The sequence below is a fragment of the Maricaulis alexandrii genome, assembly GCF_005871165.1.
Taxonomy (GTDB): Bacteria; Pseudomonadota; Alphaproteobacteria; order Caulobacterales; family Maricaulaceae; genus Maricaulis; species Maricaulis alexandrii.
The window spans coordinates 335,205-359,260 of record NZ_SWKP01000007.1 but is presented as its reverse complement, the minus strand read 5'-3'; the positions used below and the strand labels follow the sequence as shown (position 1 = coordinate 359,260).

The 24,056-nt window shown below is 63.9% G+C and carries 21 protein-coding genes; 14 read left to right on the top strand and 7 right to left on the bottom strand.

Annotated features, from left to right (window positions below; translation table 11 throughout):
- Positions 1-67 precede the first annotated feature (67 nt).
- Positions 68-1,477, bottom strand: a complete 1,410-nt coding sequence (ahcY, locus tag FCS99_RS10800; protein ID WP_138512384.1) for an adenosylhomocysteinase — start codon at positions 1,475-1,477, stop codon at positions 68-70.
- A gap of 75 nt (positions 1,478-1,552) precedes the next feature.
- Positions 1,553-2,719 carry a methionine adenosyltransferase gene (gene metK / locus FCS99_RS10795; RefSeq protein ID WP_138512382.1) on the bottom strand — a complete coding sequence of 389 codons (1,167 nt, stop codon included), beginning with the start codon at positions 2,717-2,719 and terminating at the stop codon, positions 1,553-1,555.
- Between the two features lie 213 nt (positions 2,720-2,932).
- Here metK and metF point away from each other — a divergent pair, with 213 nt between their 5' ends.
- The 8 genes from metF (at position 2,933) to tkt (ending at position 13,653) form a co-directional block, all read left to right on the top strand.
- Positions 2,933-3,844, top strand: coding sequence for a methylenetetrahydrofolate reductase [NAD(P)H] (gene metF, locus FCS99_RS10790; protein ID WP_138512381.1), 912 nt, complete (start codon positions 2,933-2,935; stop codon positions 3,842-3,844).
- Between the two features lie 2 nt (positions 3,845-3,846).
- A complete protein-coding gene (locus FCS99_RS16285) occupies positions 3,847-4,905 on the top strand; it encodes a homocysteine S-methyltransferase family protein (RefSeq protein ID WP_233352760.1) in 1,059 nt (352 codons plus the stop codon).
- 12 nt (positions 4,906-4,917) lie between these two features.
- Positions 4,918-7,578, top strand: a complete 2,661-nt coding sequence (gene metH / locus FCS99_RS10785; RefSeq protein WP_233352759.1) for a methionine synthase — start codon at positions 4,918-4,920, stop codon at positions 7,576-7,578.
- A gap of 90 nt (positions 7,579-7,668) precedes the next feature.
- Complete coding sequence (locus FCS99_RS10780; protein WP_138512380.1) at positions 7,669-8,484, top strand: TIGR00282 family metallophosphoesterase; 816 nt, start codon at positions 7,669-7,671, stop codon at positions 8,482-8,484.
- A 309-nt stretch (positions 8,485-8,793) separates the two neighbouring features.
- Complete coding sequence (locus tag FCS99_RS10775) at positions 8,794-9,069, top strand: hypothetical protein (protein WP_138512378.1); 276 nt, start codon at positions 8,794-8,796, stop codon at positions 9,067-9,069.
- A gap of 110 nt (positions 9,070-9,179) precedes the next feature.
- A complete protein-coding gene (locus FCS99_RS10770) occupies positions 9,180-9,941 on the top strand; it encodes a YebC/PmpR family DNA-binding transcriptional regulator (RefSeq protein WP_138512377.1) in 762 nt (253 codons plus the stop codon).
- A 128-nt stretch (positions 9,942-10,069) separates the two neighbouring features.
- Positions 10,070-11,623, top strand: coding sequence for a glucose-6-phosphate isomerase (pgi, locus tag FCS99_RS10765; RefSeq protein ID WP_138512376.1), 1,554 nt, complete (start codon positions 10,070-10,072; stop codon positions 11,621-11,623).
- 47 nt (positions 11,624-11,670) lie between these two features.
- Entirely contained in the window at positions 11,671-13,653 is a 1,983-nt protein-coding gene (tkt, locus tag FCS99_RS10760; RefSeq protein WP_138512374.1) for a transketolase, read from the top strand.
- Here tkt and FCS99_RS10755 read toward each other — a convergent pair.
- The 4 genes from FCS99_RS10755 to FCS99_RS10740 all read right to left on the bottom strand — a co-directional run bounded on the left by FCS99_RS10755 (position 13,650) and on the right by FCS99_RS10740 (position 17,522).
- The gene (locus FCS99_RS10755) at positions 13,650-14,822 is read right to left on the bottom strand and encodes an SMP-30/gluconolactonase/LRE family protein (protein WP_138512372.1); all 1,173 of its coding nucleotides are present in this window, start codon (positions 14,820-14,822) and stop codon (positions 13,650-13,652) included. The two genes, tkt and FCS99_RS10755, sit on opposite strands and share 4 nt — an antisense overlap.
- A gap of 112 nt (positions 14,823-14,934) precedes the next feature.
- A complete protein-coding gene (locus FCS99_RS10750) occupies positions 14,935-16,140 on the bottom strand; it encodes a cupin domain-containing protein (protein WP_138512370.1) in 1,206 nt (401 codons plus the stop codon).
- A gap of 114 nt (positions 16,141-16,254) precedes the next feature.
- Entirely contained in the window at positions 16,255-16,926 is a 672-nt protein-coding gene (locus FCS99_RS10745; protein ID WP_138512368.1) for a hypothetical protein, read from the bottom strand.
- A 17-nt stretch (positions 16,927-16,943) separates the two neighbouring features.
- The gene (locus tag FCS99_RS10740; RefSeq protein WP_138512366.1) at positions 16,944-17,522 is read right to left on the bottom strand and encodes a hypothetical protein; all 579 of its coding nucleotides are present in this window, start codon (positions 17,520-17,522) and stop codon (positions 16,944-16,946) included.
- Positions 17,523-17,848: 326 nt separating this feature from the next.
- Here FCS99_RS10740 and ruvC point away from each other — a divergent pair, with 326 nt between their 5' ends.
- Genes ruvC through ruvB form a run of 3 tightly spaced genes read left to right on the top strand, consistent with a single transcriptional unit; the run spans position 17,849 to position 20,125 of the window.
- Positions 17,849-18,349, top strand: coding sequence for a crossover junction endodeoxyribonuclease RuvC (gene ruvC / locus FCS99_RS10735; RefSeq protein WP_138512364.1), 501 nt, complete (start codon positions 17,849-17,851; stop codon positions 18,347-18,349).
- Positions 18,346-19,005 carry a Holliday junction branch migration protein RuvA gene (gene ruvA / locus FCS99_RS10730; protein WP_138512362.1) on the top strand — a complete coding sequence of 220 codons (660 nt, stop codon included), beginning with the start codon at positions 18,346-18,348 and terminating at the stop codon, positions 19,003-19,005. Before ruvC ends, ruvA begins: the two co-directional genes overlap by 4 nt.
- A gap of 52 nt (positions 19,006-19,057) precedes the next feature.
- Positions 19,058-20,125 carry a Holliday junction branch migration DNA helicase RuvB gene (gene ruvB / locus FCS99_RS10725; RefSeq protein WP_138512360.1) on the top strand — a complete coding sequence of 356 codons (1,068 nt, stop codon included), beginning with the start codon at positions 19,058-19,060 and terminating at the stop codon, positions 20,123-20,125.
- Position 20,126: 1 nt separating this feature from the next.
- On the opposite strand, the gene FCS99_RS10720 is transcribed toward ruvB, so the two are convergent.
- Positions 20,127-21,917 carry an ATP-binding protein gene (locus FCS99_RS10720; protein WP_138512358.1) on the bottom strand — a complete coding sequence of 597 codons (1,791 nt, stop codon included), beginning with the start codon at positions 21,915-21,917 and terminating at the stop codon, positions 20,127-20,129.
- A gap of 76 nt (positions 21,918-21,993) precedes the next feature.
- Between FCS99_RS10720 and ybgC the strand changes: the two genes are divergently transcribed.
- From ybgC to tolQ, 3 genes are all read left to right on the top strand, one after another.
- Entirely contained in the window at positions 21,994-22,452 is a 459-nt protein-coding gene (gene ybgC, locus FCS99_RS10715; RefSeq protein WP_138512356.1) for a tol-pal system-associated acyl-CoA thioesterase, read from the top strand.
- A 90-nt stretch (positions 22,453-22,542) separates the two neighbouring features.
- Complete coding sequence (locus FCS99_RS10710) at positions 22,543-23,211, top strand: nuclear transport factor 2 family protein (protein ID WP_138512354.1); 669 nt, start codon at positions 22,543-22,545, stop codon at positions 23,209-23,211.
- A gap of 174 nt (positions 23,212-23,385) precedes the next feature.
- Positions 23,386-24,054 carry a protein TolQ gene (gene tolQ / locus FCS99_RS10705; protein WP_138512352.1) on the top strand — a complete coding sequence of 223 codons (669 nt, stop codon included), beginning with the start codon at positions 23,386-23,388 and terminating at the stop codon, positions 24,052-24,054.
- Positions 24,055-24,056: the final 2 nt, after the last annotated feature.

The window sequence follows — 24,056 nt, the reverse complement described above, 5'->3', positions numbered from 1 at the left end:
TGAGCCGGACATGAAAAAGGGCGCCGCAATCGCGGCGCCCTTCGTCATTTCGGACTCGGTTATCCGCCTAGTAGCGGTAGTGCTCGGCCTTGAACGGACCAGCCTGCGGCACGCCGATATAGTCGGCCTGATCCGTGGACAGTTCGGTCAGCTTGGCGCCGAGCTTGTCCAGGTGCAAACGGGCGACCTTCTCATCCAGGTGCTTGGGCAGGATGTAGACGTCATTCTTGTACTGATCACCCTTCGTCCAGAGCTCGATCTGGGCCAGCGTCTGGTTGGTGAAGGACGACGACATCACGAAGGACGGGTGACCGGTCGCATTGCCCAGATTCACAAGGCGGCCTTCGGACAGAAGGATGATGCGGTTGCCGTCCGGGAATTCGACCAGGTCGACCTGCGGCTTCACATTCGTCCAGTTGAAGTTCTTCAGGCTCTCGACCTGAATTTCGTTGTCGAAGTGACCGATATTGCAGACGATCGCCATGTCTTTCATGGCGCGCATATGGTCGACCGTGATGATGTCCTTATTGCCCGTCGCGGTGACGAAGATGTCCATGTCGTCGATCACGTCGTCCAGGCGCACGACTTCAAAACCGTCCATGCAGGCTTGCAGGGCGCAGATCGGGTCGATCTCGGTCACGTAGACGCGGGCACCGGCCCCGGCGAGGGACTCTGCAGAGCCCTTGCCGACATCGCCATAGCCGCAGACGACGGCCTTCTTGCCGGCCATCATCACGTCCGTGCCGCGGCGGATGGCGTCCACCAGGCTTTCGCGGCAGCCATAACGGTTGTCGAACTTCGACTTGGTGACGCTGTCATTCACATTGATGGCCGGGAAGGGCAGCTCGCCGCGCTTGGACATCTGGTACAGGCGCATCACGCCGGTCGTGGTCTCCTCGGACACGCCCTGGATGGCGTTCTTGGCCTTGGTGAACCAGCCCGGGGTTGCTTCGAAGCGCTTGCGGATCTGGGCGAAGAGGGCGGTTTCCTCTTCCGATTTCGGGTGATCCAGCAGGGAGGGGTCGGCTTCGGCCTTCTCGCCCAGGATCAGGTAAAGCGTGGCATCGCCACCATCATCCAGGATCATGTTGGCGGTTTCGCCGTCGGGCCAATGGAAGATGGCGTCGGCATAATCCCAGTATTCCTCGAGCGTCTCGCCCTTGGTCGCGAAGACCGGCACGCCGGTTTCGGCGATCGCGGCCGCGGCATGGTCCTGGGTGGAGAAGATGTTGCACGAGGCCCAGCGCACTTCGGCGCCCAGCGCCGTCAGGGTCTCGATCAGCACGGCGGTCTGCACGGTCATGTGCAGGGAGCCGGCGATGCGGGCACCCTTGAGCGGCTGGCTGTCCTTGAACTCTTCGCGCAAGGACATCAGGCCCGGCATTTCAATCTCGGCCATATCCAGCTCGGTCCGGCCCCATTTGGCCAGCGAGATGTCTTTCACGATGTACGGCTTGTCCGCAGCAAATTGCGTCATGACCTTCAGGTCCTCTGTTCGTCTAGGGGTCTGGTAAGAACGGGGCCGGTCAGACCGGCCCCGGAAAACTCTGGATCAGGCGAGCTTGCGAAGCTCGTCGGCGAGGTCGGTCTTCTCCCAGGAGAAGCCGCCATCGCTGTCCGGCGTGCGCCCGAAATGGCCGTAGGCGGCCGTGCGGGCATAGATCGGACGGTTCAGCTGAAGCCGGGTCCGGATGCCGCGCGGGGTCAGGTCGACCATCTCGCGCAGGGCGTTCTCCAGCTTGGCTTCATCCATCTGGCCCGTGCCGTGGCAGTCCACGTACAGCGAGAGCGGTTTGGAGATGCCGATCGCGTAGGAGACCTGGATGGTGCAGCGCTTGGCCAGGCCGGCCGCGACCACGTTCTTGGCCAGGTACCGGCAGGCATAGGCAGCAGAGCGGTCGACCTTCGTCGGGTCCTTGCCGGAGAAGGCGCCGCCACCGTGGGGCGCTGCGCCGCCATAGGTGTCGACAATGATCTTGCGGCCGGTCAGGCCGGCATCGCCGTCCGGACCACCGATCACGAAGGTGCCGGTGGGGTTCACGTAGAACTCGTCTTCCGGCGGGAACCAGCCGTCCGGCAGGACGTCTTTCACGACCGGGCGGACCAGTTCGCGGATGTCCGCCTGGGTCAGGCCTTCACGGTGTTGGGTCGACACGACCACGGAGGTCACGCCGGCCGGAACACCGTTCTCATAGCGCAGGGTCACCTGTGATTTGGCATCCGGCTCGAATTCCGGGCGTTCGCCGGATTTGCGGAGCGCGGCCATGCGCTTGAGGATTTCATGCGAGTACTGGATCGGAGCCGGCATCAGGGCCGGGGTCTCGTCCGAGGCATAGCCGAACATGATGCCCTGATCGCCTGCGCCTTCATCCTTGTCGCCTGAGGCGTCAACGCCCTGAGCGATGTGGACGGATTGTTCGTGCAGGAAGTTCTGGAAGTTGGACTTCTGCCAGTGGAAGCCGTCCTGCTCGTATCCGATGTCACGGACCGCTTCGCGGGCCGCCTGTTCGATCTCGTCATCATTGATTTCGGCAGCGCAGCGGACTTCGCCGGCCAGCACGATCTGGTTCGTGGTGGTCAGGGTCTCACACGCAACGCGCGCTTCCGGGTCCTTGGACAGGAAGAGGTCGACAATCGTGTCCGAGACACGGTCGCACACCTTGTCCGGATGGCCCTCGGAAACGCTTTCCGACGTAAAGATATAAGATGGTCTGCTCACAGGCGTTACCTCATATAAAGATCGCTTTATATCATTTCCCGGGTAGAACAGATACGCGGCCCGGATGCAAGCGTCTTGATCGCTGCGCGGAGTTCAACCGTCAAAAAACGTTGACGCCACACAGAAATCCCATGACATAAAGATATCTTTATGTCTTAATGTGTATCCGGGTTTGATGATGAACCCCGTGTAGACGAGCTGCCGGATTGCGCCATGACTGCCATTGAAAAGACCTTTGAGCGAGACAGCGGACTGTCCGTGTCCTTTGAATTCTTCCCGCCGAAAACCGAGAAGATGGAGGAGCGGCTGTGGGAAACGGTGCAGCGTCTTGAGCCGATGGAACCGTCCTTCGTGTCCGTGACCTACGGGGCTGGCGGATCCACACGGGAGCGCACCCACGGGACCGTGCGCCGTATCGCCCAGGAAACCGGTTTGCGTCCGGCCGGCCATCTGACCTGTGTCTCGGCGACCAAGGAAGAAGTGCTCGCCGTGGCAGAGGATTACTGGCAGGCCGGTGTGAAGCACATCGTCGCCCTGCGCGGGGATCCGCCGGAAGGCATGGGCGCGAAGTTCGAGCCGCATCCGGGCGGGTTCCGGGATTCCATCGAGCTGGTGGAAGGCCTGCGGGCCCACCGTACCGACCTGGGCAAGTGTTTCGAGGTTTCTGTGTCTTGCTATCCGGAGCTTCATCCGGAAAGCCGCGGCTGGGAGGCCGAGATTGCTTTCCTGAAAGCCAAGCAGGATGCCGGGGCCGACCGCGCCATCACGCAATTCTTCTTCGAGCCGGAGGTCTATCTGACCTTCCTGGAGCGCGCGCGGGCAGGCGGCGTCACCATGCCGATCGTTCCGGGCATCATGTTGCAGCCCAATTTCAACGGTCTGAAACGGATCGCCGGACTGTGCGGCGCAAGCCTGCCGGATTGGCTGCACGAGCTTTATGCCGGTCTGGACGAGGATGCCGAGACGCGTGAACTCGTCACTGCCAATGTGGCCGCCGAGCTGTGCCAGAAACTGTCCGATGAGGGCGTGCGCGACTTCCATTTCTACACGCTGAACCGGGCTGGCCTGGCGCTGTCGACCTGCCATTTGCTCGGCGCCAAACCCAAAGCAGCCAAGGCGGCATAGCCATGACACGCACGGAACGTATCGCAGCGCTGGAAGCCTTGGCGCGGGATCGGGTGCTGATCCTGGACGGGGCCATGGGCACGCAGATCCAGGACCTCAAGCTGGATGAGGACGGGTATCGCGGCGAGCGGTTTGCCGATTGGCCGAGCGCCATCAAGGGCAATAATGACATCCTCAACCTGACCACTCCGGACGCCGTGAAGGCGATCCACAAGGCCTATTTTGAGGCCGGTTCGGATATCGTCGAGACCAATACATTTTCCGCGACCACGATTGCCCAGGCCGATTATGACATGCAGGACCTGGCCAATGAGATTGCGCGCGAAGGCGCGCGCCTGGCGCGTCAAGCCGCGGACGAAGTCGAGGCGGAGACCGGCTCGCCGCGCGGCGTGGCCGGCGCGATCGGGCCGACCAACAAGACCCTGTCCATTTCCCCCGACGTCAATGATCCGGGCTTTCGGGACATCGATTTCGACACTGTCCGCCAGGCCTATTACGACCAGGCCGAGGCAATGGCGGAGTTCGTCGATTTCTTCCTGATCGAGACCGTGTTCGACACGCTCAATGCCAAGGCGGCCATCAAGGCGCTGATGGATTTGCGCGCTGCGACCGGCACGGATCTGCCGATCATGATTTCCGGCACGATCACCGACCGCTCCGGCCGCACCCTGTCCGGCCAGACGGCCGAGGCCTTCTGGTACTCCGTGCGTCATGCCCGGCCCTGGGCCGTTGGCCTCAACTGTGCGCTGGGAGCGGAAGAAATGCGGCCCTACATCGCCGAGATTGCCCGTCTCGCCGATACCCGCATCATCGCCTATCCCAATGCCGGCCTGCCCAATGATATGGGCGAATATGACGAACAACCGGACCAGACCGCCAGCTTCGTGTCCGAATGGGCCGAACACGGCCTGGTGAATGTGCTCGGCGGTTGCTGCGGCACAACACCGGACCATATCCGCGCCATCGCGAAGGCCGTGAAAGACGTGCAGCCGCGCCGCCCCGCCAAGCGGGAGCGGGCCATGCGCCTGTCCGGCCTGGAACCCTTTGAGCTCTCAGCCTGAGAACCGCACTCCATGACCCTATCCGTACCCAGCTTCGTCAATGTCGGCGAGCGGACGAATGTCACGGGCTCGGCCCGCTTCCGCAAACTCATCACCGAGGGTGACTACGCCGAGGCCGTGTCCGTCGCCCGGCAACAGGTCGAGAACGGCGCCCAGATCATCGATGTGAACATGGATGAGGGCCTGCTCGACAGTGTCGAGGCCATGACCACCTTCCTGCGCATGATCGCCGGCGAGCCCGATGTGGCCCGCGTTCCGGTCATGGTCGACAGCTCCAAATGGGAGGTGATCGAGGCCGGTCTGCAGAATGTCCAGGGCAAGGCCATCGTCAACTCGATCAGCCTGAAAGAGGGCGAGGACATCTTCCGCCACCAGGCCCGGGCCTGCCTGTCCTACGGGGCGGCGGTGATTGTCATGGCCTTCGACGAAACCGGTCAGGCGGATACGGCCGACCGCAAGTACGAGATCTGCGAGCGGGCCTACAAGATCCTCGTCGAGGAAATCGGCTTTCCGCCGGAAGACATCATTTTCGACCCGAACATTTTCGCCGTGGCGACCGGGATCGAGGAGCACAATAATTACGCCGTCGACTTCATCGAGGCGACGCGCCGCATTCGCGAGAACCTGCCGGGCTGTCATGTCTCCGGCGGGCTGTCGAACATCTCCTTCTCCTTCCGGGGCAATGAGCCGGTGCGCCGGGCCATGCACTCGGTCTTTCTCTATCACGCCATCAAGGCGGGGATGGATATGGGGATCGTCAATGCCGGCCAGCTCGACATCTATGATGATATCGAGCCGGAGCTGCGGGACCTGGTCGAGGACGTGATCCTCAATCGCCGCGATGACGCGACCGACCGCTTGCTGGAGGCGGCTGAGGGCTATCGCGGTCAGGGCGGCGGCAAGACCAAGGAACGCGATCTGAAATGGCGCGACGCGCCGGTTGCCGACCGGATCCGCCATGCCTTGGTCCACGGCATCAATGAATTCATCGTCGAGGACACCGAAGAGGCGCGCCAGTCCTTCGAGCGCCCGCTCCATGTCATCGAAGGTCCGTTGATGGACGGCATGAATGTCGTCGGTGACCTGTTCGGCGATGGCAAGATGTTCCTGCCCCAGGTCGTCAAATCGGCGCGGGTGATGAAACAGGCCGTGGCCCATCTCATTCCCTACATGGAAGCGGAAAAGGAAGCCGCCGGTCAGAAGCATTCCTCGGCTGGCAAGGTCGTGATGGCGACGGTGAAGGGCGATGTCCACGATATCGGCAAGAACATCGTGGGCGTCGTGCTCCAGTGCAATGGCTATGAGGTCATCGATCTGGGCGTGATGGTGCCCTGCGAGACGATCCTGGAAACCGCACGCAAGGAAAACGCCGACATCATCGGCCTGTCCGGCCTGATCACGCCGTCGCTCGATGAAATGGTGTTCGTGGCCTCTGAAATGGAGCGCAAGAAGGTCGATATCCCGCTTTTGATCGGCGGTGCCACGACCTCGCCCGCGCATACGGCTGTGAAGATCGATCCGTCCATCTCCGTGGCGCCGGTCGTCCACGTGCTGGATGCGAGCCGGGCCGTGGGCGTGGTCTCCAAACTCCTGTCGGACCAGCGCGACAGTTATGCGGCCGATGTGAAGGCCGATCTCGCAAAGATCCGGGAGCGGCGTCTCGCCGCCCGGGCGTCCAAGAACCGTGTGCCGATCGCGCAGGCGCGGCAGAAGGCGTGGGATTGCGACTGGTCCGCCCATACACCGCCCAAGCCGAACCAGCTCGGGGTTCAGGACCTGCGGCCCTCGTTGGAAGATCTGATCGACTATATCGACTGGACCCCCTTCTTCTTCACCTGGGAAATGAAGGGCAGCTATCCGGCCATTTTCGACGACCCCAACCGGGGCGAGGCGGCGAAATCCCTGTTCGAGGACGCACAAGCCATGCTCAAGCGGATCGTCGCGGAGAAATGGCTCGAACCGCGCGCCGTGTTCGGCTTCTGGCCGGCCAATCGGGTCGGCGATGATGCGGTGCTCTATACCGATGAGAGCCGCAAGGAGGTTCTGGAAACCTTCTACGGTCTGCGACAGCAGGCGGCCAAGTCGAATGACAATCCGCACCTCAACCAGTTCGATTTCCTGGCACCGGAAGGCACGCCGGACTGGCTCGGCGGTTTTGCTGTCACGGCCGGTGACAATCCGGAGATCCTGGCCCGGTTCGAGGCCGACAAGGACGACTACAATTCCATCCTGTTCAAGGCGCTGTCCGACCGTCTCGCCGAGGCCGCTGCGGAATGGTTGCACGAAAAGGTGCGCCGCGAGCACTGGGGTTATGCACCGGACGAGGCCTTCTCCAATCGCGAACTGATCGAGGAAGCCTATGCCGGCATCCGTCCGGCCCCGGGTTATCCCTCCCAGCCCGACCACACCGAGAAGCGGACCCTGTTCAACCTGCTCGACGCGCCGGAACGGGCGGGGATCAGCCTGACCAATTCCTTTGCCATGACGCCGGCCTCCTCCGTGTCGGGTCTCTACCTGTCACATCCGGACAGCGTCTATTTCGCGGTCGGTCGGATCCTGCGGGACCAGGTCGAGGATTATGCCGGGCGCAAGGGCTGGACCCTGGAAGAGGCTGAGCGGGCTTTGGCCCCCATTCTCGACTACACGCCCGGGGCGAACAGCAACGCGGCCTGATCGGGATCAGCCTGCAGTATCAGCTATGACTTGGACTTTGCGGGGCGGATGGGTCATACCCACCGCCCTGAGAGTTGGAGTGGATACCCCATGCGCCTGGCGTTTTTCGGAGACATTGTCGGCAAGACCGGCCGCGTCGCGGTCGAGACACATCTGCCGTCCCTGCGTGAGCGGCTCTCGCTCGATTTTGTCGTCGTGAATGCCGAGAATGCTGCGGCCGGCTTCGGCGTGACCTCGAAAATCTGCAACCAGCTCTTCGATGTCGGGGCTGATGTCCTGACCTTGGGCAATCATGCTTGGGACCAGCGTGAAGCGCTGACCTATATCGATCGCGAACCGCGCCTCTTGCGTCCCGCGAACTACCCGGTGGGCTCGACCCCGGGGGCGGGCGCCAATCTCTTTGACCTGCCGGACGGGCGCCGTGTCCTGGTGATCAATGCCATGGGCAATCTCTTCATGGAGACGCTCGACGATCCTTTCGCGGCCGTGGAGCGCGAACTGGCGGCGGCGCCGCTCGGCCTGGTCGCCGACGCGGTGATCCTCGATTTTCATGGCGAGGCAACCAGCGAGAAAATGGCGATGGGTGTCTTCTGCGACGGCCGGGCCAGTCTCGTTGTCGGCACGCACACCCATGTCCCGACCTCGGATACGCGCATCCTGCCGGGCGGCACGGCCTACCAGACCGATGCGGGCATGTGCGGCGACTATGACAGTGTCATCGGCATGGACAAGGAAGAGCCCCTGCGCCGTTTCACCACCCGCATGCGCTCCGGCCGTTTCGAGCCGGCGACGGGTGAGGGGACAATGAGCGGTGTTTTCGTGGAAACCGACGACAGCACGGGGCTGGCCGTCCGGGTTGAACCGATCCGCATTGGCGGCCAATTGTCCGAAACCATCCCCGACTGAATTCATTTCCGAACCAGATGTGGCAAAAATGCTGCGGTGCGTCATGAATCCGTTAACGGCGCATCCGGGTCCGCTTGATCGACTCAATTCTGGCATTAGCCTTGCTCTGTCGGACGAGTGGCCCTGAGTGCCACGGTCTGTCGTGACAGGGTTCATCCCTTTCCGGGACAAAACGGCCTCATCCTCGAAACAAGGTCGTGCCCGGATGGTTTTCCGGATCAGAATGATCCGGGCGGGCCAGGGAGAATTCGCGCCGGGGAGGCGCATTGGAGCGGCGGATGTTTCGTCCCGGTATTGAAGGGGGATGGCATGTTCAAGCAGACGATCCGGTTCGAGAGAGCCCAGGACGCGATTGATTTCGATCAACACGTCATCGATTTCCTGCGAATGTGCGATCAAGGCGCTGAAGACGCGGCCAATGATGCCTGCCTGTTCACGGTCAGCCTGCGTGAGGACTTCACTCATGTCCGCGTGGTCCAGACGGACAGCGCCCATTTGCTGGACCGCCTCCTGGCCTTCCTGACCCTGCGTGATTTCCCGCCGCCGGTGGAGTATGCCGCCGCCCCGCGTGCCGTGTCGGTCTGAGCCGCCCGCAACCTGCCGATTTGACGTCTGATCTGCCTTGCCCAGTGGCCTTGGCCGGGCATTCTGGTTATTCAAGGCGCCTTGAATCCGCAGGAAGAGGGATCCCGACCATGGCCGGACACTCCAAATGGGCCAATATCCAGCACCGCAAGGGGCGCCAGGACAAGCTGCGCTCGAAACTGTTTTCGCGCCTGTCCAAGGAAATCTCCATCGCCGCAAAAATGGGTGGGCCCGACCCTGACGGCAATCCGCGCCTGCGTCTCGCCATCGCGAATGCCAAGGGCCAATCCATGCCCAAGGACAATATCCAGCGCGCGATCGACAAGGCTTCCGGCGGCGAGGGCGATGATTTCGAGGATATCCGCTATGAGGGCTTCGGTCCGGCCGGTATCGGCGTGATCGTCGAAGTCTCCACGGACAACCGGAACCGCGCGGCCGCTGAAGTCCGCACGGCCTTTGCCAAGAATGGTGGCAATATGGGCGAGACCGGTTCGGTCGCCTTCATGTTCGATAATGTCGGCGAGATCCGCTACCCGCTGTCCAAGGCCGATGAAGACACGATGATGGAAGCCGCCATCGAGGCCGGCGCCGAGGATGTGTCCTCTGAGCCGGGCGATGACGAGAATGAAGGCGAACATGTCATCTACACGGCCCGCGAAGACCTGATGGATGTCGCTTCGGCCCTGTCCGAACAGTTCGATGACCCGTCTTCCGCCAAGCTGATCTGGCGTCCGCAGAACCTGATCGAAGTGACCGGCGACAAGGTTGGTACGCTGATGAAGATGATGGAGACGCTGGAAGATTGCGACGACGTCCAGAACGTCTACGCGAATTTCGACATCTCCGACGAAGACATGGCGGCCCTGGGCTAAACACCCGGGGCGCGGCCCGCTTGGCGGGCCGCTGCACATGTCCGGCCCTCCGGGCCTGCAATCCAGTTGTCATGTGGGAGCGCTAACTTTACGGTCCTCCGACCGACCAATTTGCGCTGGGTGACACTGTGCTGACGACTGAAAACCTCAATCACGCCGAACGTCTGAAATCCGAAAGCCTGCGGGCGCTGGCCGACACGGGTGGCGATCGCTCGGAGCGCCTGATCCGGTCCGCGGCAGGGATTGAGCTGGATGCCAGCAAACAGCGTCTGGATGTCGCCGCACTGGACGCCCTGATCGGCGCCGCACGCGATGCAGGGATCGAGGAAAAGCGCGACCTTCTCCTCTCCGGCGGCATCGTCAACGGCACTGAAAACCGGCCCGCCCTGCACATGGCCTATCGTCACGGGGCCAATATTCCCGGCTCTCCGGAAGCGGAGCTGGTCGATCGCACCCAGGCCCAGACCCGTGCTTTCGCAGAGGCAGTGCGCAGCGGGGCATTCCAGCCCTCGGGCAAGCCGATCACGCGCGTCGTCAATATCGGCATTGGGGGATCCGACCTGGGGCCGCGTCTGATTGCTGATGCCCTGGCCGATCATGTCGAAAGCGGTCCGGAGCTGCGCTTCGTCGCCAGTCTGGACCCGTCCGACCTCAAGCACGCCGTCGCTGGCTGTGATCCCGAAGCGGTCCTCTTCATCATCGCCTCGAAATCCTTCTCCACCCAGGAAACCCTGATGTCCGGCGAGGCGGCCCGCGACTGGCTGGCCGGCCAGATCGGTGCCGACAAGGCCGGTGATCATTTTGCAGCGGCATCGGCGGCGCCTGACAAGGCCAAGGCTTTCGGCATCGACCCGGAGCGCGTGTTCGACTTCCCAGACTGGGTCGGCGGACGCTATTCGGTCTGGTCGGCCGTCGGCCTGTCCCTGGAAATCGGCTTGGGGCCGGAGGTGTTCGCGGCCTTCCGTGACGGGGCGCAGGCCATGGACCGGCACTTTGCCGACGCGCCGCTCGAGCAGAACCTGCCGATCCTGAAAGGTCTCATCGATGTCTGGAACCGGGTCGCCCTCAATTATCCCAGTCGGTGCGTTGCGGCTTATTCAGCCCGCCTGGGCAAGCTGGCAGACTATTTCCAGCAGCTGGAAATGGAATCGCTGGGCAAGTCCGTGACCACGAGCGGTCAGCCCGGGCAAACGCCGGGTGGTGCCTTGGTCTGGGGCGGTAGCGGAACCGAGATCCAGCACTCCTTCTTCCAGTGGCTCCATCAGGGCAAGGATATCGTGCCCGTCGATTTCATCGGGATCGGCCGTCATTTCGCCAGTGCCGACCCGCGCGAGCGGGCCCTGGCCGCGAACATGGCGGCGCAGGGTGCGGCCCTGCTCGATGGTCGCCAGGTCGATCCGGCCGACGAACCGATTCTCGCAGCGCACAAGTCCATGCCGGGTGGCCGGCCATCGGCGACGCTCATTCTTGATGATCTGACACCTGCCACGCTGGGCGCCCTTATCGCCTTGCAAGAACACAAGGTTTTCGTGGAATCGGTGATGTATGGCATCAATCCCTTCGACCAATGGGGGGTCGAACTTGGAAAAGTTCTGACCAAGGGGATTTTGGATGGCGAGATAACCGAGTATGACGCCTCCACAAAGCAATTGCTGGCGCGCACGGGACTGATCGGGGGCTGACGCCCACCCTGCGCGCCGGGCCTCGGCAGTGCGCAGGAGATCGCCGAATGAAAGCACCGAACGGAACCGAGCTGTCCGCAATGGCCAATGCCATCCGGGCCCTGTCCATGGACGCGGTCCAGGCCGCCAATTCCGGACACCCGGGCATGCCGATGGGCATGGCGGACGTCGCCACGGTGCTGTGGTCGCGCCATATGAAATTCGACCCGGCCGCACCGGGCTGGGCGGATCGCGACCGTTTCATCCTGTCGGCCGGTCACGGCTCCATGCTGATCTATTCCCTCCTCCACCTGACCGGGTTCGAGGACATGACGATGGATGAGATCAAGCGCTTCCGTCAGCTCGGCTCGCTGACCGCCGGTCACCCCGAATACGGCCACACGCCGGGCGTGGAAGCCACGACCGGCCCGCTGGGTCAGGGCATTTCCATGTCCGTCGGCATGGCGCTGTCCGAGCGCATGCTCAATGCCCGTTTCGGCGACGAGCTGGTCGATCACCGCACCTGGGTCATCGCCTCCGATGGCGATCTTCAGGAAGGTATCAGCCATGAAGCCATATCGCTGGCCGGCCATCTCAAGCTGAACCGGCTCTGCGTGCTGTGGGATGATAATGACATCTCCATCGACGGCCCGACCGATCTGGCCGAGTCCACCGATGTCCTGAAGCGTTTCGAGGCGGCCGGCTGGGCTGTGTCGCGGATTGACGGTCATGACTACGCCGCCATCGACGCTGCCATCGAAGCCGCCAAGACCAGCGACAAGCCGGTCCTGATCGCCTGCAAGACGACGATCGGTTTTGGCGCGCCGACCAAGGCGGGCAAATCGTCCAGCCATGGCGCACCGCTGGGTGATGAGGAAATCGCCGGGGCCCGCAAGGCGCTGGGCTGGACCTCGCCGCCCTTCGAAATCCCCGCCGACATCCTGGAAGCCTGGCGCGCCACCGGCTCGGCCGATGAACACGCCGCCTGGACCGAGCGCCTCGCCGCGTCGGACAAGTCCGATGACCTGGTTGCCATGCTGTCCGGCGAGCCGGGACAGGGCGAGCTGACGGCGCTGGAAGCCTGGCGCCAGAAAGTGGCCGAGGACAAGCCGGCCCTGGCGACCCGCGCCTCCTCCGGTGAAACGCTGAACGCGATCATTGCGGACTGGCCGACCCTGGCCGGCGGCTCGGCCGACCTGGCCGGGTCCAACCTGACCAAGACCAAGGATGTCGGTGTCGTCAAAGCCGGCGACTATGCGGGCCAGTACATCCATTTCGGCGTCCGCGAACACGGCATGGCGGCCTGCGCCAATGGCATGTCCCTGCATGGCGGATTCCGGCCGCACGTGGCGACCTTCCTGGTCTTCGCCGATTACTGCCGTCCCTCCATCCGCCTGTCCGCCCTGATGGAACAGCCTGTCATCTATGTGATGACGCACGATTCCATCGGCCTCGGTGAAGACGGTCCGACCCACCAACCGGTGGAGACGCTGGCCTCCCTGCGCGCCATTCCGAATGTGGACGTCTTCCGTCCGGCCGATGCTCTGGAAACGGCTGAGGCCTGGGAGTTGGCCCTGAAACGCCTGGACGGCCCGTCCGTTCTGGCCCTCTCCCGCCAGAAGGTTCCGCACTTGCGGGATGATGATGGCCGGGACAACCGGTCCGAGCGCGGGGCCTACACGCTGGTCGACACGGAGGGTGCGCCTGATGTCGTCCTGATCGGTACGGGCACCGAAACCAGCCTGGCCGTCGAGGCGGCCGAAATCCTGGCGAAGGACGGGATCGCGGCACGTGTCGTGTCAGCACCCAGCCTGGAGCGCTTTGCGCGACAGGATGCGTCCTATCGCGACCAGGTCCTGCCGGCCGGTACACCGCGCGTCGCGGTCGAGGCCGCCCTGCGCTATGGCTGGGATGGCATTATCGGCCTGGATGGTGGCTTTGTCGGCATGACCGGCTTCGGCGCCAGCGCCCCGGGTCCCGAACTGTACGAGCATTTCGGCATCACGGCTCAGGCTGTGGCGGATGCCGCCCGGGAACGGGTGAAGGCCTAACCGGGAAAGTCCGAGTCGACCCCATTGGGGAGTGACAGGTTTTCCGGATTGTTCGGGTGGGTCTCCAGATCGGTGTTCCACCCGGGCAGGCGGGCGATATAGCCGCAATTGACCGAGCCCAGCCAGACGGAGTTCGCCGGCCCGAATTCCGCGTCCGAAAGCAGGCAGAAGCGGCTATCGCCGGAATAGAGCGTCTCCAGAACCGTACCGGTCCGCGGATTCATCACCAGCAGAAAACCGTCGGCGGATCCCAGGTTGGGGCGGAGCCATGACGGGAGTTTCGTGTAGAGCTCGGCCAGGGCCGGATGGCGGTGCAGCAGGCGCAGTGCCGGATCCCGGGTCGTCAGCATCGAAATGACCAGCCGGCCCTGCGGGTCCAGGGTGAGACTGTCGGGATAGCCCGGCAGGTTCTCCGCCAGGACGTCCAGGTCGCCGGCCCGCGGGCCGGTCAGCTGCAACCGGACAATCCGGTGCCGGAAAGTCTCCGCGATCAACAGGGACTGACCGTCAGGCGCCAGGGTGATCCCGTTGGGATAATAGAGGCGGTCCCGCAGCAGGATGGTCTGTTCCATGTGCGGGTTCCAGGCATAGATGGAGCCTGTCGGACGGTTCTCCAGCATTTCCCGGAAATAGCGGGAGTCCTCATTCATCATCTGCCAGCGTGCGGAGGAGTCCGTGAAGAAGATCGTGCCGTCCGGGCCGACTGTGAGGTCATTCACATAGCCGAAGGGGTGGGCCGGAACGCCGGTACTCAACCGGTCGACACTGCCATTGACCAGGTCCAGTCCATACAACCCGTTCAGACTGGCAATTGCCAGCATGCCATCACCGGCCCAGGCCAGACCGAAAATCGGGGCGTCCGTGATGCGGGCGATTTCCTGAACCGGATTTTCCGGACGGCCCGGCAGAAAGCGGTGGATATGGCCGTCATGCGTGCCGAAATAGACACTGCCATCGGGCGCCAGGACAAGGCCGACAGCTGTGCCGGGTTCGCCAATCCGATACTGGCGCGCAGCATCGAGCGCCGTATTGCGGGCCAGGGCGCCGGTCAGCGCCGGCGGCTGGGGTTCGTCCCAATAGGCGGGCTGGATGGCCGAGGGCCACATCACCCAGAACAGGCCAAAAACGACCAGCAGGCCTAAACCGAATGTCAGGGCTCTCAGAAGCATTGAATCTCACGTCGGGAAAAGCAAACCCGTCCACCCGGATGCGTCCGGCTGGCGTTACGTGGGGATGTAGGGGGTCTTGCCCCGACCCATCAAGGTTAACAGCGGTTTTGAATTATAACCGTTTGTCGGCACAACCGGCGGGGGTGATGATGCCGAAGGCGTGAAGCTTGCCCAGAACGTCGAGGGCCTCGTCATCCGGCAAGTCCGCCAGGTCCGCGCGGCTGATGACGCCGCCATCCAGCAGGGTGTGCAGGGCCGGTTCGGCTGTCAGCGGGAAATGCACCTCGCCGCCCGCCGTGATGATCACAACGGATTTCTCGGTCCCGGCCAGGCGCCAGGGCGCAAAGCGGCGCAGTTTGAAGGACTGTCCGGGCTTTTGGGGCAGGTCGAACTGCGCGACAGTGCCCGAGGTGGCCGGCATGCGTGACCGGATGAAGGTGTCGACGAACAGGTCCATCGCCGAATCCATGCGGGCATCCTTGGCGACGAGAGCCATCAAGTCCTTGAAATAGGCCTCGGCCTCGCGGCGATCAAAATCCGGTTGCGCGAATCCGACCGGCAAGGCGCGCCGGAAAGCGCTGTGGTTCAGCGCGACTTCCGAGACGGCCTCCAGCATGAGGTCTGCCCAGGTCTTCACGATCAGGCCCAGCGTGATGTGCAGGGAGGCCTCGTCGCCATGGGTGGAGGCATCATGCATGAGGCCGCGCGGCACATAGGCACATTCGCCGGCCTTCAGGACGAATTCCTCCACCGGTTCACCGACCGGATGATCTTCGGGTCGGAAGCCTTCGCCGCGATAGGGGTTCTCGACCGGCGTGTCGTAAAGGCGCCAGTATTTCTCGCCGGAGACCTGCAGCACGAAGACATCATGGTCATCATAATGGGTGCGAAAGCCCTGATTGTGGGGCGGGGTGAGGTAGATATTCGTCTGTACCTGACAGGAGAGCAGGCTTTCCATATTGCGGCAGAACTCGCCGAGCACGGCGTCATTCATGTGCAATTGCGGCAGGATGATCGTGGCGCCCTGGCGGTATTGCTCGGCCACGCCGCCGCGATCGATATAGCCGGTCTCGAATGTGTACTGGTCCGGCGAGACCGGCGGTTCCGAGCGGGCCATGTCCAGCTGGCCGGCGCGCAGGTCGCGATTGGCGACGATCTCGTCGATCCGCTCGATGCTCAACAGGTCCAGGAAGCGTTTCGGATCATCGCGTTTGACGATCAGGGACTTCTTCTCGTGATAGTCGCGGAAGAAGGTGTCGGCATCGATCGGATCGATCATGCAGCGCATGGGGTCGGTCAGCCAGAGCGGTTCGGTCATGTCACAGGGTCCGGGGAAGGGGCGGACACGCGCGCCCGCCAGTACAAACAGTCAGGAATGGAAAACGGGCCGGGCGTCGATGGTTCGAGGCCCGGCCCGGTGTGTGTCAGGAGGTCAGCAGTGCCGGCCGCGTCCGACCGGGTCGGCATAGCTGCCGGTATCCGCGTCGGTGCAGGATCCCCGGCGCCCGCCGCGGCCATTGCCGACCGGGTCATAGGGATCATTGTCGGTCACACCCGAGCCACGATTGCCGCCGCGCCCGTTTCCGACCGGGTCGGCATAGCGACCACTGTCGCTGTCGGTGACACCGGACCGGTAGCCGCCGCCGCGACCGCGCCCGACCGGATCGGCATAATTGCCGGTATCGCTGTCGGTGACGCCCGAACTGCCGCGTCCGCGACCCACAGGGTCCGCATAGGTGCCGGTATCGCTGTCGGTCACACCGCCGCCACGGCCGCCGCCGACCGGGTCCGCATAGGTCCCCGTATCACGGTCGGTATAGCCATTGCCGCGGCCATTGCCGACCGGGTCGGCATAACGGCCCGTATCACTGTCGGTGACGCCGGATCCGCCGCGCGATCCGCGGCCCCGGCCGACCGGGTCATAGGGATCGCTGTCGGTATAGCCACCGCCACCGCGGCCGCCGCCGACGGGATCATAGGGGTCGCTGTCCGTATAGCCGGTCGTGGCGCAACCCGCGACGGTGCCGGCGGCGCCGGTCGTCAGGGCCGCACCGGCGACTCGGATCAGGAAGGAGCGGCGGGAAAGTTTTCCGCGCTTGGCCATGGTTCAGCCCTCCCGGCTCAGTAGCCGGGACGACCGCGCCCGACCGGGTCGGAGCAGCCGCCGCTGTCACTGTCCGTCGTGCCCGAACGCACCGGGCCGCGGCCCCGTCCACCCGGATCGGCGCAACCGCCGCTGTCACTGTCGGTATAGTTGGAGCGGCCCCGGCCATTGCCGACCGGATCGGCATAGGCGCCGGTGTCACTGTCGGTGATGCCGGACGTCCGGCTGCCGCGGCCATTGCCGACGGGGTCGGCATAGCTGCCCGTATCGCTGTCGGTGATGCCCGATGTGCGTCCACCACGACCATTGCCGATCGGGTCGGCATAATTGCCGGTATCGCTGTCGGTCACACCGGTGGAGCCCCCGCCGCGGCCGTATCCGGCGCGGTCGGCATTGGCACCGCCATCACTGTCAGTGCGGCCCGTCCGGCCATAACCGGCGCGGTCGGCATAACTGCCCGTGTCGGCATCAGTCTGGCCGGTATAGTTCTGGGCCTCGCTGGCCCCCGTGATCACGGCACCGGCGCCTGTGGCAACCGTGGCACCGGCGACACGTGTCAGAAATGAGCGACGGCTGAGCGTCCCCTTTTTGGCCATCTGGACCTCCCAAAAGATGGCGAGAATCCTTCCCCAAGGATTCCGCATGTCCCTCTGTCTGCCGGCCTTTCGCCCGAAGGCGTATATTTCCGGAAGCACTTCAAGAGTTTATGGGCGCCCCCTTGGCGGTGCAAATGTATTCGCAAAATAATCTTTGTCTTAAAATCATGGACTTACGGGATTTGTTGAGACTGCATCTCAACAATCTTGAGACCCGCTCGCAATACGGCCTGTTCCTGACAGTCAGTTGCAACTGAATACGGCTTACGTTCACGACTTGTTCCGTTGCCCGTCCTGGTGCTAAGTCTGGAGACCAAGGGGGCGAGATGACGGCACCGGTTACGATTCTTGGCATTGATCCCGGCTTGCGCCGCATGGGATGGGGTGTGATCCGCGCGGACGGCACCCGGCTCAGCGCGGTCGGCCATGGCGTGGTCACGCCGCCGGTCAATGCCGCCCTGTCGGTCCGGTTGGATCATATTTTCCAGGCGGTGACAGACCTGGTCTCGGAATACCAGCCGCAGGAATCCGCCATCGAGGAGGCCTTCATGGCCGCCAACGCCGCTTCTGCCCTGAAACTGGGACATGCCCGCGCCGCCGCGCTGCTGGCTCCGGCCCGGGCCGGCCTGCCCGTGGCGGAATACGCCGCCCGCCTGGTCAAGAAATCCGTCGTCGGCACCGGTGGCGCCGACAAGGACCAGGTCGCGGCCATGATCGGGGTCTTGCTGCCGGGGACGAAAGCCACGGCGGACGCGGCGGATGCGCTGGCCGTGGCGGTCTGCCATGCCCATCATCGCCGTTCGGCCAGTCTGGGGAGTGTCGCATGATCGGAATGCTGACCGGCCGCGTTGCGGCCCTGAGTGCTGACAGCATTGTGCTGGACGTCAATGGCGTGGGTTATCTGGTCGGTGTCGGCACGGGCACGCTCGCGCGGCTGGAACCGGGCCAGACGGTGACCCTGCATATCGAGACCCATGTGCGCGAGGATGCGTTCAAACTCTTCGGCTTCCTCGATGATGTGGAGCGGGCCTGGTTCGTGCATCTCCAGAACGTCCAGGGCGTCGGCGCCAAGGCGGCCTTTGCCATTCTCGACACCAGCCCGGTCAGCGAGATCGCCAATGCGGCTGTCCTCGGTGACAAGGCGACCTTCTCGCGCGCCAAGGGGGTCGGTCCGAAACTCGCCGCCCGCATCGCCACCGAACTTAAGGACAAGGCGCCGCCCCAGGGCCGCAGCTTCTCCATCGGCCTGCCCGTTCACGACACCGAAATGCCCTCGGTCTCCGGGACAGCTCCGGCGAAAACGGCTCCCGCACCGGCCGACACGTCCGGCGCCCTGCGCGAGGATGTGGTCTCGGCCCTGATCAATCTGGGCTATCACGAAACCCATGCCCGCCAGGCGGTCGCCAGCGTCTTGCGCGACACCGGCGGTGAGGGCGGACTGAATGACGTCATCCGCCTTGCCCTGAAGGAATTGGCACCGTGACGCCGAGTGGCGCTTTTGCCGTCCCGCCAATCAGTCTAAACCCGGATGCGACATGACCGACGCGCTTGATCCTTCCGGCGAAGACCGCCTCGTAGACCGTGAACAACAGGCCGGGGACGGTCGCGATCGCGCCCTGCGTCCCGAGCAGTTTTCCGATTTCGTCGGCCAGAAGGCCGCCATCGCCAATCTCAAGGTTTTCGTGGAGGCCGCCCGTCGCCGCGAAGAGGCGCTGGATCACGTCCTTCTCTCCGGCCCGCCCGGCCTGGGCAAGACAACGCTGGCGCAGATCGTGGCGCGGGAAATGGGCGTGGGTTTCCGGGCGACCTCGGGACCGGTGATCGCCAAGGCCGGTGACCTCGCCGCCATCCTGACCAATCTGGAACCGCGCGACGTTCTCTTCATCGATGAGATCCACCGCCTGGCTCCGGTAGTGGAGGAAATCCTCTATCCGGCGATGGAGGATTTCTGCCTTGATCTGGTAATCGGTGAGGGGCCGGCCGCCCGCACCGTGCGGATCGACTTGCCGCCCTTCACCTTAGTCGGCGCGACCACACGCGCGGGCCTGCTGGCCACGCCGCTGCGCGACCGGTTCGGCGTGCCGGTGCGGCTGGAATTCTATGATGAGGATGAGCTCGGCTTCATCGTCACCCGCGCCGCCCGCAAGTTCGGCATTGATGCGTCACCCGATGGCGCCCACGAGATTGCCCGCCGGGCCCGCGGCACGCCGCGCGTCGCCGGCCGGCTCCTGCGCCGGGTCCGGGATTTTGCCGAGGCTGAAGGCGCGAGCGTGATCTCCGCCGAGGTCGCCGACCGCGCGCTGATGCGGCTGGAGGTGGATACGCTGGGGCTGGACAGTCTGGACCGCCGTTATCTCAAGGCCCTGGTGGAAAGCTTCGCGGGCGGTCCGGTCGGCGTGGAGACCCTCGCGGCCGCACTCGCCGAAGCCCGCGATGCGCTGGAGGATGTGGTCGAACCCTTCCTCATCCAGCAGGGTTTCATCATGCGCACCCCGCGCGGCCGCGTCGCCGCCCCGCGCGCCTGGGACCATCTCGGCCTCACCCCGCCGCCAAGCCAGGCTGGTCAGCCAGGCAGCGGGCAGGGCGGTCTGTTCGGAAAATAGACTATTCTGCCAGAAAGCGCGCCGGCGGGGTGTCCCGGTCTGCCGGTTCGTCGTTCGCATGCTTCAGCAGGGTCGCGATCAGGGCATCGCGGGCAATCGGCTTGGCCAGCACGCCGGTCATTCCGGCCGCTTCATACTCTGCCACCTGTTCCGGCATGACATTCGCCGTCAGCGCATAGACCGGCAGGGGCGGTTTGCCGGTTTCCGCTTCGCCTTTCCGGATCGCCTGGGCGGCCGCAATGCCGTCCATGACCGGCATGCGGCTGTCCAGCAGGACCAGGTCAAAGTGCTCTGCTTCCAGCAAGTCCAGGGCTTCCTGTCCGTTTTCGACCAGGCAGAGCGTCCCCACCAGGCTGTCGAGCAGGGCCCGCAAGACCAAGCGATTGGTGGGATTGTCGTCCGCTGCCAGAACCCGCAAGGGCTGCAGGGGTGACAGGTCGGTTCCGGAGGCCGGGCGGGTGGCAGTCGCGGCATCGCCGGTCGCGATCGCGACCCGGATATGGGCCGTGAAGACACTGCCCTCGCCGGGCGCGCTGTCCAGCGTGATATCGCCGTCCATCAGCTCGCAGAGCTGGCGGCAGATCGCCAGACCCAGCCCGGTGCCGCCATAGGCGCGCATTTCGGCAGAGCCCGCCTGCGCGAAGGGCTGGAAGAGTGTTGCCGCGTCCTCGGCGGCGATCCCGATCCCGCTATCCTCGACCGACAGGGTCAGCCGCGTCTGGCCCGTCTCGTCCGGCACATCGGCATGCAGGCTGATCTGCACATGGCCCTGTTTCGTGAACTTGATCGCATTGGCCGTCAGATTGGCCAGGATTTGCCCGATCCGGACCGGGTCGCCAATGAAGACGCGCTCGCTCTCCCCGCTCAGGCGAACCGAGAAATCGAGACCTTTTTCCAAGGCTTGGCCCGCAAACAGGCCTTCCAGCATCGCGACCGTGTCAGTCAGGCGGAAGGGTTGCGGCACGATTTCCAGCCGGCCGGCCTCGATGCGGGCCATGTCCAGCACTTCATTGACCAGGCGCAGGAGGACATCGCCGGACCGGGTCATGGTTTCGACCTTGTCGCGCTGCCCGTCGTCCAAGTCTTCCTGTTGAAGCGCTTGCGCCATGCCCAGCATGGCATTCATCGGCGTGCGGATCTCGTGACTGATATTGGCGAGGAAGGCCGTCTTGGCATCATTGGCGGCGTCCGACCGGCGGCGCGCCTCATCGAGGGCAGCCCCGGCGGCGGCCATCTGGTGCGCAAAAATCGCGCAAACCACGCTCGCGGCGAGGGTCAGCAGAATCAGCGAAACCGTGATCCAGCCCAGAAGATAGTAATTGATGTCCCAGTCGGCCGGGGTCGGGACCCATTGCCGGAACACGAACAGACTGCCCATGGTGGCGCTGATCAGCAGTCCCAAGCCGAGGCCGGCGCGAGGGCCGATCAGGAAGGCGGCCAGGATCGGCAGGCCGGGCAGATAGATCACGATGGGGTAGGCCATTCCGCCCATGCTGGCGGCCTGACCCGCCAGGACGAGATAGAGAAAGCCGACCGTGACCAGGCCGGTCGTGCGCAGGCTCAGTCTCGACCGCGCCAAGGCTGGCAGGCCCCCGACGCAGAGCGGGGTCACCAGGCCGAGCCAGGCCTGGAGCGCGAAACGCTCGAAATTGGCAATGAAATTGAGGGCACCGGCCAGACCGCCAAAGACCACAATGGTCAGGGCCGTCACACCGATGATGCGCAATTGCGCCGCGCGAAGATGGTCGCCATCCTCGACTGCAGGCCATATGTACGCTTTCAAACCACGCATGGGCTAACCCGTGACGCCCCCGATCTCGTCCCCTGACAGTGTTTCCTAACACCCAGACTCTGATATTGGATTAACAATGACAGCGCCGCTTCTTCCCGCTTCCGGCGAATTCCATTCCGACCGGATCCATCGCCTGCCCGTGCGGGTCTATTATGAAGACACGGATTTTTCCGGCATCGTCTATCACGCACGTTATCTGCACTTTTTCGAGCGCGGACGGACGGAAAGCCTGCGGGCGCTGGGGATCCATCATTCCGAACTGGCCGCCCAGGAGGACGCGCTGGCCTTCGCCGTGCGCCGCATGAATGTGGAATTCGTCCGGGCGGCGAAAGTGGATGACATCCTGGTGGTGGAAACGCTCTACAAGCCGCAGAAAGGCGCCCGTCTGATGATCGGCCAGCGCATTCTGCGCGGCGATGAGGTGATCGCGGAAGCCGATGTCCAGGCCGTGTGCATCGATGGCGGCGGCCGGGCCAAGCGTCCGCCGAAATCCATGGCTGCCAAGTGGGCGGATTATGTTGTCCAGCCTGACTGACCGTCCGGACGGTACTGCGTGATATTTTAAAAGCTCGCTTGCCCACCCCCGGGGGCTCCTTTACCCCTGATTGCAGGAAGGGAGGCCGGTTTGGACGATCATCGTCATTCCCGTCACAATGCGGAAGCAACGCAACCGGCAGCGCCGGAGCGCCCTCCCAATTTCGGATTTTCCGTCACGCGTGTCCTGCAGGATGGCGACAGCATGTTCATCAAGGCGGTGAACGAGTCTGACGGTGGCGGAGCCTCCTGGCTGACCATGAGCCTGATCCGGGCCGATGATCGCGGCCTGATGTCGGTCCGCCGCCAGATTTCCGCGCGCTATGTCCAGAAGGACTGCCTGTGTTCCTCCCTGGCGGCCTGTTCGCTGCCCAATGGCGCACACAGCGAGACCGAAGCCAATAAACGCCGCGTGCAGGACTTCATCGACGCGGTCACGGAAGCGGACGGGCTCGACCGGTTGGACGAATACATCGACCGGTCGGTCTTCGTGTCCCACACGCCGGGTGGGTGCATGGACCCGGACCGGTTGGACGATTTCGCCGGCCGTCGAAGCCCGCGCAGCGGCCTTCGCTATCACGGGGTTGATGACCTTGTGGGCGAGGGCAGTTTCGTGGCGGTGTTTTCCGCCTACGACCAGGACGGCCAGCATTTCCGCACCTGCGACCTCTTCCGCCTCACCAATGGCCGCATCGTCGAGCACTGGGATGTGGTGGAACCGGTCGCCGCGCACACCGTTGCTCACAATGATGAAGCTTGAATGTGCGGAGCAAGTACTGTCTCATCCCCGCAAATTTGCCGTATTCACCGTGCATGAGAGCCTGAAAGCCTGATCGCCTGTTTGGGTCAGGCATCGCTCATGCAAGGCGCTTGGCGTGTGTAGTAAAACGGTTCGCATGGACGCGTGCGCAGCCGGAAGCAGAGGGTCAGCTTCATGGAATCGAGTGTTGTTGATGTGGCGCAGGCCGTAGACGGGTTCTCTTTCTACGATCTCTTCATGCGGGCCGACTGGGTCGTGAAAGGCGTGATGGGCATATTGGCCTTCATGTCGATCTGGTCCTGGGCCATCGCCATCGACAAGGTCTTCCACCTGCGCGGCCTGCACGCCAAGGCGCGCACTTTCGAACGTGAATTCTGGTCCGGCCAGCCGCTGGATGACCTCGCGGACAAGCTGACCCGCAATGCCAGGGAGCCTTTCTCCAAGGTCTTCGCCGCCGGTCTGCGCGAGTGGGAAGGCGAGAATGCCGGGGGTCGTGTCTCCAAGGCCGCCGGTGCCGAAGCCGGGCGCCAGATGACGAATTGCGAAGGGGGGCTGGGCATCCTGGCCACGATCGCGTCGGCCGCGCCTTTCGTCGGCCTGTTCGGCACGGTCTGGGGCATCATGAATGCCTTCCGCTCCATCGCGGCGTCGCAGGATACCAATCTGGCCGTTGTGGCGCCGGGTATCGCCGAAGCCTTGTTCGCGACCGCCCTGGGCCTGTTGGCCGCCATCCCGGCCGTCATATTCTTCAACGCCCTGTCGGCCAATCTCGCCAAATACGGTGCCAAGCTGGACGGGTTTGTCGACGAACTGTCCGCCCTGGCTGACCGGGACGCGTTCTAGTC

Coding starts and splice junctions, on each gene's coding strand:
- ahcY (WP_138512384.1), bottom strand. CDS start 1,477: ATGACGCAATTTGCTGCGGACAAGCCGTACATCGTGAAAGACATCTCG.
- metF (WP_138512381.1), top strand. CDS start 2,933: ATGACTGCCATTGAAAAGACCTTTGAGCGAGACAGCGGACTGTCCGTG.
- FCS99_RS16285 (WP_233352760.1), top strand. CDS start 3,847: ATGACACGCACGGAACGTATCGCAGCGCTGGAAGCCTTGGCGCGGGAT.
- metH (WP_233352759.1), top strand. CDS start 4,918: ATGACCCTATCCGTACCCAGCTTCGTCAATGTCGGCGAGCGGACGAAT.
- FCS99_RS10780 (WP_138512380.1), top strand. CDS start 7,669: ATGCGCCTGGCGTTTTTCGGAGACATTGTCGGCAAGACCGGCCGCGTC.
- FCS99_RS10775 (WP_138512378.1), top strand. CDS start 8,794: ATGTTCAAGCAGACGATCCGGTTCGAGAGAGCCCAGGACGCGATTGAT.
- FCS99_RS10770 (WP_138512377.1), top strand. CDS start 9,180: ATGGCCGGACACTCCAAATGGGCCAATATCCAGCACCGCAAGGGGCGC.
- tkt (WP_138512374.1), top strand. CDS start 11,671: ATGAAAGCACCGAACGGAACCGAGCTGTCCGCAATGGCCAATGCCATC.
- FCS99_RS10755 (WP_138512372.1), bottom strand. CDS start 14,822: ATGCTTCTGAGAGCCCTGACATTCGGTTTAGGCCTGCTGGTCGTTTTT.
- FCS99_RS10750 (WP_138512370.1), bottom strand. CDS start 16,140: ATGACCGAACCGCTCTGGCTGACCGACCCCATGCGCTGCATGATCGAT.
- FCS99_RS10745 (WP_138512368.1), bottom strand. CDS start 16,926: ATGGCCAAGCGCGGAAAACTTTCCCGCCGCTCCTTCCTGATCCGAGTC.
- FCS99_RS10740 (WP_138512366.1), bottom strand. CDS start 17,522: ATGGCCAAAAAGGGGACGCTCAGCCGTCGCTCATTTCTGACACGTGTC.
- ruvC (WP_138512364.1), top strand. CDS start 17,849: ATGACGGCACCGGTTACGATTCTTGGCATTGATCCCGGCTTGCGCCGC.
- ruvA (WP_138512362.1), top strand. CDS start 18,346: ATGATCGGAATGCTGACCGGCCGCGTTGCGGCCCTGAGTGCTGACAGC.
- ruvB (WP_138512360.1), top strand. CDS start 19,058: ATGACCGACGCGCTTGATCCTTCCGGCGAAGACCGCCTCGTAGACCGT.
- FCS99_RS10720 (WP_138512358.1), bottom strand. CDS start 21,917: ATGCGTGGTTTGAAAGCGTACATATGGCCTGCAGTCGAGGATGGCGAC.
- ybgC (WP_138512356.1), top strand. CDS start 21,994: ATGACAGCGCCGCTTCTTCCCGCTTCCGGCGAATTCCATTCCGACCGG.
- tolQ (WP_138512352.1), top strand. CDS start 23,386: ATGGAATCGAGTGTTGTTGATGTGGCGCAGGCCGTAGACGGGTTCTCT.